This is a genomic window from Paenibacillus sp. Root52, from assembly GCF_001426865.1.
GTDB lineage: Bacteria > Bacillota > Bacilli > Paenibacillales > Paenibacillaceae > Paenibacillus.
Genome location: NZ_LMFO01000012.1, coordinates 386,640 through 397,983, shown reverse-complemented (window position 1 = coordinate 397,983; position 11,344 = coordinate 386,640). Strand labels below are relative to the sequence as shown.

General features: G+C 45.4%; 9 protein-coding genes. 2 read left to right on the top strand and 7 right to left on the bottom strand.

What is annotated here, in order from left to right:
* Positions 1-127: 127 nt before the first annotated feature.
* Positions 128-1,372 carry a DNA polymerase IV gene (locus ASD24_RS13315; RefSeq protein WP_056696403.1) on the top strand — a complete coding sequence of 415 codons (1,245 nt, stop codon included), beginning with the start codon at positions 128-130 and terminating at the stop codon, positions 1,370-1,372.
* Positions 1,369-1,710 (top strand): YolD-like family protein, encoded by a 342-nt coding sequence (locus ASD24_RS13310; protein ID WP_056696401.1) that lies wholly within the window; start codon positions 1,369-1,371, stop codon positions 1,708-1,710. The genes ASD24_RS13315 and ASD24_RS13310 overlap by 4 nt, the downstream gene beginning before the upstream one ends.
* A 240-nt stretch (positions 1,711-1,950) precedes the next feature.
* Here ASD24_RS13310 and glsA read toward each other — a convergent pair whose 3' ends face one another.
* The 7 genes from glsA to recG form a co-directional block, all read right to left on the bottom strand.
* Entirely contained in the window at positions 1,951-2,892 is a 942-nt protein-coding gene (gene glsA / locus ASD24_RS13305) for a glutaminase A (protein ID WP_056696398.1), read from the bottom strand.
* A gap of 90 nt (positions 2,893-2,982) precedes the next feature.
* Positions 2,983-3,465, bottom strand: a complete 483-nt coding sequence (locus tag ASD24_RS13300) for a GNAT family N-acetyltransferase (RefSeq protein ID WP_056696397.1) — start codon at positions 3,463-3,465, stop codon at positions 2,983-2,985.
* Positions 3,466-3,788: 323 nt separating this feature from the next.
* Complete coding sequence (locus ASD24_RS13295) at positions 3,789-5,084, bottom strand: L-lactate MFS transporter (protein WP_082560393.1); 1,296 nt, start codon at positions 5,082-5,084, stop codon at positions 3,789-3,791.
* Positions 5,085-5,204: 120 nt separating this feature from the next.
* On the bottom strand, positions 5,205-6,032 hold the full coding sequence (locus tag ASD24_RS13290) for a LytR/AlgR family response regulator transcription factor (protein ID WP_056696395.1): 828 nt from the start codon (positions 6,030-6,032) through the stop codon (positions 5,205-5,207).
* A gap of 15 nt (positions 6,033-6,047) precedes the next feature.
* Positions 6,048-7,691 carry a sensor histidine kinase gene (locus ASD24_RS13285; RefSeq protein WP_056696933.1) on the bottom strand — a complete coding sequence of 548 codons (1,644 nt, stop codon included), beginning with the start codon at positions 7,689-7,691 and terminating at the stop codon, positions 6,048-6,050.
* A gap of 803 nt (positions 7,692-8,494) precedes the next feature.
* On the bottom strand, positions 8,495-8,782 hold the full coding sequence (locus ASD24_RS13275) for a stage VI sporulation protein F (protein WP_056696392.1): 288 nt from the start codon (positions 8,780-8,782) through the stop codon (positions 8,495-8,497).
* A 510-nt stretch (positions 8,783-9,292) separates the two neighbouring features.
* On the bottom strand, positions 9,293-11,338 hold the full coding sequence (gene recG / locus ASD24_RS13270; protein WP_056696391.1) for an ATP-dependent DNA helicase RecG: 2,046 nt from the start codon (positions 11,336-11,338) through the stop codon (positions 9,293-9,295).
* Positions 11,339-11,344: the final 6 nt, after the last annotated feature.

Below are 11,344 nucleotides of genomic sequence, written 5' to 3'. Positions count from 1 at the left end.
ATTGTCAGATATGCTTATAAAACAAGAACACATGTTCCATACTGTAAATAAACTGTAAAACAATCACCGGAATGAACCTATTTTGATTCAAACCCTATGGATTGAGAAGTCAAAGGAGAGACTTGTTATGCCCCGCAAAGCCACACGTGTCATTATGCTAGCCGATTGCCAGTCGTTCTATGCCAGCGTAGAGAAATCTGCACACCCTGAATACAGGGACCGTCCACTCGTTGTAACCGGAGATCCCGCACGACGTTCGGGCATTATTCTGGCTGCCTGCCCTTTGGCCAAATCTTATGGCATTACTACTGCTGAACGACTAGGCGAAGCCTTAGCGAAATGTCCGGACGTTGTCGTCATTCGCCCAAGAATGGCAGAGTATATTCGGGTCTCCCTGCACATTACGAGCATTCTACAGACGTACACCGATCTCGTTGAACCTTACAGCATTGATGAACAGTTTCTAGATGTCACCGGAAGTCTCGATCTGTTCGGCAGTCCGGAAGAGATCGCTAAGAGCATTCAATCCAGAGTCATGGAGGAGACCGGCGTATACATCCGTATTGGTATTAGCGACACGAAGGTCGTAAGCAAAATGGCTTGTGACCTATACGCCAAAAAAGTCCCTGGAGGCATCTACACCCTTCCTCGTAAGGATGTACAGACAACATTATGGCAGATGCCAGTCAGAGATATGTTTATGGTTGGTTCTCGTATGGCGAATCATCTCTATAAGATGGGGATTCATACCATTGGTGAGCTGGCTCAGACTCCACTCTCTCGACTTCGAGATCGTTGGGGCGTAAACGGCGAGGTATTGTGGCGAATCGCTCGTGGCATAGACGATTCTCCGGTGAAGCCGGGAACATATGCCCACCAGCAAAAAGGGATCGGGCATCAGATGACTTTACCTCGTGACTATGAGTCCTGGGAGGACATCAAGGTTGTTTTACTTGAGTTAGCCGAACTGGTTAGCCGGCGTGCACGGGACAAATCACTGATGGGGGATGTTGTATCTGTCGGATGTCGTGGACAGGATTATGATCGTCCTACTGGCTTTTCGCGCCAAATGAAGGTAAATGAACCTACGAACATTACGGATGAGGTATACGATGCTGCGGCAGCCCTCTTCTTACGCCATTGGGACGGATTACCCATCCGACGAATCAGCGTATCCTTAACTGGGCTTGTCGCTGATTCCGACATACAACTATCCTGGTTCGACGATCGTGAACGAAAAAGAGAACTGGAACGCGCCACAGATGATATCAAACGTAAGTTCGGAGACACCGCGATTATGCGAGCCTCTTCCTTATGCTCATCTGCCCAGGCACAGGACCGTTCTCATAAAATTGGAGGTCATTATAAATGAGTAAAAAATTACAGCAAAACGGAATCTTTGAATCTTCTCGTATGATGCTCCCTGAACACCGAGAAGCTTACATTCTTCATCAAGAGCATCTGGCTCCACGTACTCGTCCTTCTCTGGATGCTCAGGCGGCAGAGGAAATGTCTCGTTTACTCAGCAATTCGATGGTGTTAGGAGATGCCATCACCATTACCCTGTTCGACGAATATGACGATATTCGTATCACCGGGCAGGTGCTGCGAATGAACCGTCCCGCCCGCACCCTTAAGCTACTTACGAATAACGGGACTCGGGACATTCAGATGAATCTAATCACAGACGTCACCCTAGCCGGTGAGTAATACATCGCCACATACTAACGTCTATATCGTCAATAGGAACTATTGGCTCGTGAAGTCAGATTTGCGGATTTTCGGAGATAGTTGCAGTTCAATTCACGGGGACAGGACTGCTTTCCTACACGAAATGGACTCACTTCATGTATCAAGAATAACGATATAGAAGGCAGCCCTCTCGTACTAAAGGAGCAAAAGGAACCAGAAGTGATTCAAAATATCATCTTAAGGGTATATTTCGCTTTTTTAGAAGAAGCTCCAGTCGAACTCCTTAGAGAGACGCTCAAGCAGATGCACCCCGGCAATACTATTTCCTTTGCGATTTAAAGCTGGCCCCACCAGTCCTATACCGAATTGACCTGGTACAAGTGTCAAAATTCCACCAGATACACCGCTCTTCGCAGGCAGTCCAACCTGGATAGCAAATTCACCGGATGCATTGTACATTCCGCAGGTGGTCATAAATGTTTTGGCAATCTGTACATAACGACGCGGAATTAACTCTTCTCCGGTGACTGGGTCTGTCCCGTTGTACGCAAGCACCAATGCCATACGTGCGAGATCCGCACAGGTTACCTCAATGGAGCAATGACGGAAATACACGGCAAGTACATCTTCAACATCATCCTTCAGCACCCCGTTGTGCTTGAGGAAATATCCAAGTGACCGGTTTAGATGACCGCTCTCTGACTCAGACTGAAATACGGCCTCGTTGTAGTTTAATCGTTCATTGTTTGCGAGCTTACGGAAAAACTCTAGGATACGTCGGGATTTCTCTTCCTTGCAATCTCCTGCGATTAGAGAGGACACGGTGATTGCACCAGCATTGATTAACGGATTAAATGGGATTCCTGGATCAACTAATTCCAGCTTAATCATGGAGTCATAATCGTCGCCGGTCGGTTCTTTTCCTACATTAAAGAACACAGCTTCTTCTCCATGATCCATCAAAGCGAGAATTAAGGTAAACACTTTAGAAATACTCTGCATCGTAAAAGGTACACCACAATCGCCGGCTGATACATGGTTACCCTCAGCGTCCATGATATGTATGCCAAGCTCATCCTGCGAAGCTTTGACCAGCTCCGGAATATAGGAAGCCACCTTACCTTGCCCTGTATGCAAACGACTCGTTTCCAACCATTCGGGCAGTAGGGAGTTCAATTGATCCATCGTAGAATTGCTCATCTCCATCTCCTCCATCTCTCTAATTATTATCATAGGTATTAGAAAGGATTACCCGGAGTGGGTAATCCTTTACCATACGTTAACGTCATTTTACCGTTTCGCTCGCAAGCTCAGTTCCAGAATCTCCCCTGGTAACCCGTCATAATCGCCCACCCAAGTGGAAACAAAGTTCTGTCTAAGCAGAATTTGACGTGAGGCTGCATTCGTTGGATCAATCACAGCGTAGAGCACGCTAATTCCTGCTGCCTGCGCCTTTATAATTAACCGAGCGGCAATGGAAGTCCCATGACCTTGTCCCCAATGTTCAGGCAATATCATATATCCGATCTCCGCGCGCTCTGGATTGGTCTCATCCGGAATTAATTTGGCGTAGGCAATACCATTCCCCTCCTTGCTGGAGACCCGATAGAATCCGGTATCATTGTTGAGGTTGTAATCCAGCATGCTTCCGAATTCCTCTTTCGCTTCCTGTTCAGGAAATGCACGTTCGGTAATCTGTTTCATCACTTCACTATTGGAGACAAGCGCATAATAATCTGCAAAATCAGGCTCTGTGTATTTCATAAAATTCATTATATTCGTACCTCCTCTGAATGAACATCAGGGCTTGCCCTTTTGATTTCCCCTAGAGTATACCAGAAGCAAAGTATGCAATGCACATCCCCCCCACATCCCCGATTCGAACCCCTCCGTTCTTCTCCCTTACGAACCGTATAAGAAAAACGTCAATCGACGTACTTCCACAGAAGATAGACCGGTGTAGGTTGGGATTTTTCTTGCGATAATCGAATTATTCAGCTCCGCTAAAAACGTAGACTTTCAATTAAATTCAAAAAAGCGACCTCATAGAGGTCGCCCAATTCATTACAGATTCTAATATATATGTCCGTTCCGTATTAGCTTGCCCGGGATGAAGGATGCAGACTCAGCTTTTCTTCCCGCTGACGTGTACGACGTTGTTGCCCCGGAGGTGTGATTATACATGCAAGCAACAATGAGATCGTACAGAGAACGGCAATCACGATAAAGGTAAGATGGAACCCACCCAGCAATGCGCTGATAAATGATCCGGCAAGTGCACCAAAACCAAAACCTTGATAAATGACACCATAGTTTTTGCTCTGGTTTTTTAATCCAAAATAGTCTGCCACAATGGCTGGAAATACAGTGATATTCCCACCAAAACAAAAAGCAATGGCTGCCACACAGGCGAAGAACACTCCAAAACTTAGCGGAACCAGGCTCAGTGTCATCACGGCTATCGCCGTAACTAGCAACGCTCCAGCGATAACCTTCATCCGTCCTACTTTATCTGACAATGCACCTAAGATGATGCGCCCAGCCGTGTTAAATATAGCGACCATAGCAACCGCGTTAGCAGCCGTGGCTACATTTAGACCCGCGAGCTGAACACCGATATCTTTCACAATCCCGATAAGGTACAGACCACTCATACATGCCGTGAAGAAAATAACAAACAACATGTAGGCTTCTTTTGTACGCAGCATTTGTTTGACCGTATAATCCTGGCGTACATTCGAGGGCTGGTCTCCCTCTTTTTGACCCGCCGTAGCTTGATTACGAACCACCGCTTCACGGATCAAGAACGAGCCTGCCACGATTAGAACAAGTACGATAATTCCCCAATACATAAATGCCTGAGCAGGACCTACCGAACTAATGAGTGCAGAATTCACATATTTGAACAGAAGACTACCTGTACCAAAGGCTCCGACCGAAATACCTGAGATCAGACCTTTGCGCTCGGGAAACCACTTAATCAGATTAGACAATGAAGTGATATAAGCAGTACCGTCTGCGAATCCAACCACAAATCCAGCCAGAAGATAGAGCAGCGTTAACGAAGTAACTTGAGAACTAAGAACAAGTCCGAGCCCAAGCAGGATTCCTGCAATACGGATCAAGCGCTGAAGCCCCCATCGTTCCTGCAAACGTCCTGCAAACAATGTAGCAAATGCTAATGCAAAACTCGTTATTGAAAAAGTGATCGCTACAGAGCTCACGTCCCATCCGAATCGATCGGAGAGCGGTTGGTTGAACAAGCTCCATGTGTAAATTGTACCTAGGCCCATCTGTACAATAATGGTGCCCAGTACGATAAGCCAGCGATTAATGGATGTAGATCCAGTCGTTGATGTCATATTAGGTGCTGATGAAATGATTGCTTTCATCGTAATCTCCCCTTTGCCGATGTCAAATGCTTGAATGCGTTCACAAGCTAATCATACATGAAAGGGGATTCATTACACCGATTTTGGCATGAGTTGCATCAGAGCGGGAATGAAATGCCTCTAAATGCGCATGAGCTGCCTGAACTCTTTTACCTTCCCACGACTTACAGGCACTTCTGCCTCCAGATCACGCAGGCGTAACAGATAAGTATTGTTAAACCAAGGCACAATTTCACGAATTTGAGCCAGATTCACCACGTACGAACGGTGGCAGCGGAAGAAGGTTTCCTGTGGTAAACGTCCCTGGAAATCCGTAATACTGACGGGCATCGTAAATTCACCATTTTTCGTATATACCTTCGTTACCTTTTCCTGTGCTTCCGCATAATAAATATCCGTAGTATCCGTCACAATGATGTTGTCGTTCCGTAACAGGTTAATCCGCCTCACATCATGGCTGTTCGCTTCCCTCACCTGTTGCGTTCCAGAGGATGAGCTTAATACAGACGAGGAGTCATGTACAGAAGTCGTATGCTGAACTGATCCGTCGCCCATACCACGTTCATGCTCCCCCTGCTCCTGATCCCGGCGGAATGTGGATTCAAGCTTGTTCAGCATAGCTGCAATCCGTTTCTCGTCATAAGGCTTCAATATATAATCCAACGCTTCCAGCTCAAATGCCTCCACTGCATGTTCCTTGTACGCTGTCGTAAATACGATGTAGGGCTTACGGGCAAACTTTCCAATATGATGAGCCAGCGTCATGCCGTCTAACGAAGGAATGTTAATGTCCAGAAAAATAACGTCAACTTCCTGCTCCTGTAGAAACTTCAGCACATCCAGTCCATCTTCAAGACAAGCAACAACTTCAATCTGGCTGTGCTCCTGAATTAAATAATTCAACTCCTCACTCGCCAGGATCTCATCTTCAACAATAAGGGCTCTCATCGACCAATCACCTTGTTATGCATCTCCTTTAGGCACATCAAATAAAATATCTGTTCCTTGTTCCAACCGAGTAATGGTTAAGCCTTGTCCATATATAAGTTTCACACGCCGGTGTACGTTATATAATCCAATCTGATTCCCAGGCATCCGGTCATGGTACACCTGTTCAATAATGTCTGGATGGATGCCTGATCCTGTATCGCTGACACCCACCCGCACAAAATTAGGATAATCCTGTACTCGAATGCGAACCGTTCCCGGCCCTTTCACTTTAAGAATGCCATGGATAATGGCATTTTCAACAAGTGGCTGAATCACCAGACTTGGAATATGCACAGCCACCTCATCTATCTCATAGATTACTTGCAGCCTGTTACCGAAGCGCGCCTTTTCAATTTCCACATAATTACGAACCTGCTCCAATTCCTTATGAATATCGATCAGCTCGTCTGACAGCTCCAGATTATAGCGCATATATCCCGACAAATTCACAATTAACTCCCTTGCTCGATCGGGCTTGGTACGAATGGAGGAGGCAATGGCATTTAACGCATTAAACAGAAAATGAGGATGGATGGTCGTTTGCAGAGCCCTAAGCTCTGCTTTGTTCGCAGCAGCCTTAATCTCTTCAACACGGGATACCTCCATCTGCGTAGAAATAATCTGTGATAGCCCTACTGCCATGGTCTGCAGAGGATACGTGATCTTGTACGCTTTTCGATAATAAATTTTTAGTGCTCCAGTCACTTCGCCCCGCTCTTCTAGCGGAATAATAAGCAGGGAGTGAATATCCGGCGTTTTCTCATCAATCACATCATTACTAATGGTAATCTCTCCGCTGGAGATCGTTTTCTTCGTCATCTCACTAATAATCTCATTTCCGATATGATACCGTTCTTCACCAAATCCCACATAAGCGAGTACATTTCGTGTATCGGTAATGGCCACCGCATCTGCCTGGATGTCCTCCTGAATAATTCGGCAGATTGTACGAAGAGAGTCTTCGTCAATGGAACGGAAATACGGCAGCGTTTTGTTGGCAATATCTAATGCGAGCTTCGCCTGGCGAGCTGCGATCATTTCTTTTTCCCCTTCAACACTCTGCACGAGAAGCACAATCAACCCAATATTCATCTCACCTAGAATCATTGGTAGTGCAATCTGAGACACGATATCCGCCCCCAGTGGGTCTGGGTAGGAATACAACAAAATGAGTAACATCGTAAGTGCTTCACAGATCATTCCAGCAGCAATCCCAATAATCCAGCGTTTGGACTTCGGCGTATACTTGTGAATATAACCCGATCCGAGACCTGCAATAATACTTGTAATGAGACAAGGAATAGCCGTTACTCCGTCCATATCAATCAAATAACGGTGTACTCCGGATACAATCCCCGTAATAATCCCTACTGGCGCTCCAAACAAAATACCACCAGATAACACGGCGATGATTCGTACATTGACAAGAGAACCTTCTACATTAATCCCCGTATATGTCCCGAAAATCGCAAAAGCACAGAATAGTAGTGTAACTGCTACATATTCTTGCCACCTTAATTTGCCCTTCTGCAGGATCTGCCGAAATCGGGGTACTCTGGACAAAAAGAATAAAAAGATAATTAATAATGCCGCCCGTTCAAACAAACCAAGCAGCATAATAAACATTTCAGACAATCGAACTTCCTCCATATCTATTAGACATTAGCGTACCTATGTTGGTACAAGCTCCTATGTGTAGAACCTACTCATCATGCTCGTATGCAACAGTTTACCGCTCCCCCTGCAGGAAAGCAAAGCTCTAACCGAAAATTCAAAATCCATAGGTAATCCATCAATAGCATTCATTCTACATTTGCGGAGTACTTCATCGACACTTATCTGTTAAATTTCATTGTGATATAATTAGAATGTTATTCCAATTTGCTACAACTTTTGTTGAGAAAGGTGTATTTCATGCTTGTATTACTACTGCTCCTAGGTTCAGTGCTTTTGTTTGGTTTATTAGGGGGTATCCTCTATTTTATCTCCACACGATCCAAAAACCCTCAGCGATTCTCTGTTCATGCGTTGAAAGTGATCTTAAGTATTTCCATTCTCGTACTCATTGTTCAGAACTACGTATATAAAACCGTACCTTCTAATGCAATTTTAATAGTAATTCTAATTGTCTCTTTGATAGCTATTGGTTCTCCACATGTCCAACATCATAACAAAAACAAGAAGTGAGAATCCACGCGCATGCATCAGTTTCCTAACTTACATATGTACTTATTCATTATTCTTCACTATCTATTTATTAGACGGATTGCCATAACCCTCGTACAGATAAATCGATTGCGTCACCAAACTCCTAATTCCATTGAAATAATAAATAGTAAAGGAGCTGTCCCGCATGACTATTGGGACAGCTCCTTTGTAACCTATCATTGTTCAATGTCATTTGACATCACACCGAACACCTATCTAAACATTCCCCATAGCTTAATCAGATGGAACGTATTATTCGGGTCAATCTTCTGTGCGATAACAAAAGCTACAAATTGCTCCTCTTGAGCAGACGAGAAGCTCTCATTCATAATGACTGCTGAAGACTTCACAAGTCTTCTCACTTTTGCACGATCCTGAAGATCCGACTTGGTTACTCCATCGATCAGTTTTTTGATACGCTCTTTTACAGCAGGATTTTTCATCTTTGTTTTGATCCGCTCCACTAACTGCGGACTAATTCCATATTGTTGATAACCCAACGGACTTAGCACCTCCTGAATAATGAACTCACTTCTTATTCATATGACAGGAGGGCTTGTACACTTGACCTTTTTCCCAAGGAAATACGGAAAGCAGCAATATCTTCTATTCGCTAAAGTCCTTTTTTTCAGTACCAAGAAGATGGGACGAAGCTAGAAATGGAGTAACGGAGCGTAGATAAGACTACGTGAGCAACTACATTGTTTCTGAAGGAAACAACCTTCGTAAGCATCTACTTATTTCGGCTGAGTCCCAGCTTCGCTGCTGATGATGCCACTAGGCATCCTTCGTAATCAAAAGCGGACTTTTTGAACTACCTCTTTACAATCGAAGTTCAAAAAGTCCGGTTTTCAGTACCAAGAAGATGCGATGAAGCTAGAAATGGAGTAGCGGAGCGTAGATAAGGCTACGTGAGCAGCGGACATATCGGCTGAGTCCCATATTCGCCGCTGATGATGCCGCTAGGCATCCTTCGTAATCAAAAGCGGACTTTTTGAACTACCTCTAAGTTAATCAATGAGGTCGCCTTGAAACACTTGTTGCCCCTGTAAATACTCACGCAGTGGTGCGTAGTCGATGGATGTCCAGAAGTTTGCATCTGTAATTAAACTGGAGACGTCATCTCTGGCCTGCTCCAATACCGCAAAGTCAGCAACCATATCTGCTAATCGAAACTCGGGCAATCCGCTCTGCTTGGTGCCGAAGAAATCACCAGGACCTCGCAGATCTAGATCGCGCCGAGACACCTCGAAGCCGTCATCCGTTTCCGTCATGACCTTCATGCGTTCTTGTCCAACTTCTGACTTCGGATCAGCAATGAGCACACAGTAGGAAGCATGAGCCCCACGGCCAACTCGGCCTCGAAGCTGGTGAAGCTGTGACAGACCGAAACGATCCGCATCCATGATCACCATAAGCGTAGCGTTAGGTACATCTACCCCTACCTCGATGACCGTCGTCGAAACGAGCAGCTGAATATCGTTACTGTAAAAGTCACGCATCATTTCCTCTTTTTCCGTCGCCGTCATTCGTCCATGAAGCAAACCCACACGATAGTTTGGAAAATTCTGCTGCATCTGTATATGCAGATCAATTGCATTCTGAACGTCCAGCTTCTCCGACTCTTCAATGAGTGGACAGATCAGATATGCTTGCCGCCCCTGATCCACTTCTCGGGATATAAAGCCCAGCACCCGCTCCATCTTGTCATGCTTCACCCAGTAGGTGGAGATCGGAATACGCCCTTTAGGTCGCTCTGAGATCGTAGATACTTCAATATCGCCAAAAGCTGTAATCGCCAGTGTCCTAGGAATCGGCGTAGCTGTCATCGTCAACACATCCGGGTTATATCCCTTACGGCGGAGAACACTGCGCTGATTCACACCGAAACGGTGCTGCTCATCGGTTACCACGAGTCCTAAATCACGGAAGAATACATCCTCCTGAATCAGAGCATGCGTGCCTACTACGATATCAATCATGCCCATTTGCAAAGAAGCAATCAGATCTTTACGTTTGCGGCCGTTCACACTACCTGTCAGCAAACCAACGGTCACCCCAAACGGTTCGAACAGCTTTTGTAATGATCTCATATGCTGCTCTGCCAGAATCTCTGTAGGTACCATTAGAGCTCCCTGAAACCCAGACCGCACCGTGGTATATAGGGCAATCGCCGCAATGACGGTTTTGCCTGACCCTACATCTCCCTGAAGCAGACGATTCATCGAATACGGCGAGCGCATATCATGCAAAATTTCAAGCTCTACCTTCTTCTGTGCATCTGTCAGCTCAAACGGCAAACTGCGTACAAATTCCCGAATAGTCGTATTATCCGTCGTATGCACGACCCCGTCCATACGATCTCGGTTAAGAGCACGGTATGCCTGCATTTTAAGTTGGAATAAGAAGAGCTCTTCATACACCATCCGTTGTCTGGCTCGCTGGCCTTCTTGGTTATCCTGTGGATGATGAATCCCAGCAATCGCTTGTTTGCGAGGCAAGAGACTGTATTTATTTAATAAGCTTCGAGGCAAAATTTCAGGAATTAACTCCCCATATTGCACGAGTCCTTGCTGAATGGTTTTGCGCATCCACGTTTGTGTGAGCTTGCCCGTTACTGAGTATACAGGTTGAAGTGTACCTGAACGCCCTTCCCCTTTATCGGGAAATTCAGAATCGGATACCGTCATCTGCATGCGCTTTTGTTCCCATTTGCCTGTGATGACAATCTCACGGTTAGGTGTTAGCTGGTCTTTCAGGAAATGTCGATTAAACCACGTGGCTGTAATCATCCACTCCTCTATCATCACCTTACACGTAAGCCTGGATTTTTTCCCGTATCTCTGCAGCACAGGAATGCCCATAATTTTGCCCTGAACGGTAATCTTGTCTCCATCCTTCACTTCACTGAGAGAACGCAGTCGATAATCCTCGTATCTGAACGGATAATATTCTAATAAATCTTTTACAGTAGAGATGCCAAAGGCGTGAAGCTCTCCCTCTTTGAGAGCACTCACGCCGTTGATTTGTTTTACGGATATTTCATCCCATTTCATGTCTAA

Excerpts from the sequence above, each read along its gene's own strand:
- ASD24_RS13315 (WP_056696403.1), top strand. The coding sequence starts at position 128 with ATGCCCCGCAAAGCCACACGTGTCATTATGCTAGCCGATTGCCAGTCG.
- ASD24_RS13310 (WP_056696401.1), top strand. The coding sequence starts at position 1,369 with ATGAGTAAAAAATTACAGCAAAACGGAATCTTTGAATCTTCTCGTATG.
- glsA (WP_056696398.1), bottom strand. The coding sequence starts at position 2,892 with ATGAGCAATTCTACGATGGATCAATTGAACTCCCTACTGCCCGAATGG.
- ASD24_RS13300 (WP_056696397.1), bottom strand. The coding sequence starts at position 3,465 with ATGAATTTTATGAAATACACAGAGCCTGATTTTGCAGATTATTATGCG.
- ASD24_RS13295 (WP_082560393.1), bottom strand. The coding sequence starts at position 5,084 with ATGAAAGCAATCATTTCATCAGCACCTAATATGACATCAACGACTGGA.
- ASD24_RS13290 (WP_056696395.1), bottom strand. The coding sequence starts at position 6,032 with ATGAGAGCCCTTATTGTTGAAGATGAGATCCTGGCGAGTGAGGAGTTG.
- ASD24_RS13285 (WP_056696933.1), bottom strand. The coding sequence starts at position 7,691 with ATGCTGCTTGGTTTGTTTGAACGGGCGGCATTATTAATTATCTTTTTA.
- recG (WP_056696391.1), bottom strand. The coding sequence starts at position 11,338 with ATGAAATGGGATGAAATATCCGTAAAACAAATCAACGGCGTGAGTGCT.